1 protein-coding gene is annotated in these 1,148 nt (G+C 53.7%); it reads right to left on the reverse strand.

Annotation, left to right across the window (positions count from 1 at the left end):
• On the reverse strand, window positions 1–1,148 hold a 1,148-nt coding region (locus tag IT781_RS21875; RefSeq protein ID WP_194972286.1), incomplete at both ends, for an alpha/beta hydrolase.

The following is a 1,148-nucleotide window of genomic DNA, read 5'->3' on the forward strand; positions in this document are numbered from 1 at the left end:
TTGTTGTGTCAGGCTTTGTTGTGTCAGGCTTTGTTGTGTCAGGCTTTGTTGTGTCTGGCTTTGTTGTATCAGGTGTTGTTGTATCAGGTGTTGTTGTGTCAGGTGTTGTTGTGTCAGGCGTTGTTGTATCAGGTGTTGTTGTGTCAGGTGTTGTTGTGTCAGGTGTTGTTGTATCAGGTTTTACTGCACCCGATAATATCAGTTCCGCCAATGTACTTAAGTCGAAGGATGCCGGATCGGATGATGCTTCGGCGAAAGGTGCTGCATCTTGCTGGCAGCTAGCTTCAGTGCTGGGAACCTTGGAAGTAAGCAGATAGCTAGACACAGCCTGATCCACGCAGGACGAAAGAGAAAGCGACGTATGTCCCCAGCCTTCAAGCGTCAGCAGGGCCGAATTGGGCAGGAGGCTGTGCGCTTGCAGGGCGCCTTCATACGGCGTTATGGGGTCGAAACGGTTGGCAACGAGGAGTATCGGTTCTGTGGTCGTTTGGGTAAACGGGCCGAGATAGCGATCTGGATCGTTACCCTGCCAAACGGCACAAGGGCTGGATTGCCAGGCCGCGAAGCGCCCAAATATCCCGACATTGGCCTCGGCGGCTTCTCCCGCCGAAGACCAAGCCGCGTGATTATCGGGATTGATGGAATCGCTGCACATGACCGCGAATTGCTGGGCGGCACGCGTCAAATCATCGGGATTGGGTGTGCTGCCCAGGGCAGCAGTTAAAGCAGAAAATGCACTTCCCGCCCTGAAGGCTGTGTATATCGAGCCATTAGTGATAGTGCCGTAAAGTTCATTCAAGGCGCTCGCCAACAGTGACCATTCCGATGAACTCGCCAGCGCACTGATAACCGTTTCAATGAATCGGTCATAGGTCAGGTCAACGGGACCTTTGGTCGGATCGATCATGTGGATAGGAGCCATCCGCAGGTAACCGACCAGGAAATCAAACTTGATGGTCGCCGCATCGCCGAAGGAGCACTGCGCGACACCTGCTTGATCGCAAAGGCGTAAGAATTCATTCAGCGTCGCCTGCGCCCCTTTATCTATACCGAATCTCGTGGTAACGGGCAGGTTAAAGCCCTCGTTGCCATTGCCGGTAGTGTAGGCTATGGGATCAACAACGCCGTCCAGAACCATGGCCCGGATC

It is taken from the genome of Methylobacter sp. BlB1 (assembly GCF_015476545.1).
Lineage (GTDB): Bacteria > Pseudomonadota > Gammaproteobacteria > Methylococcales > Methylomonadaceae > Methylobacter.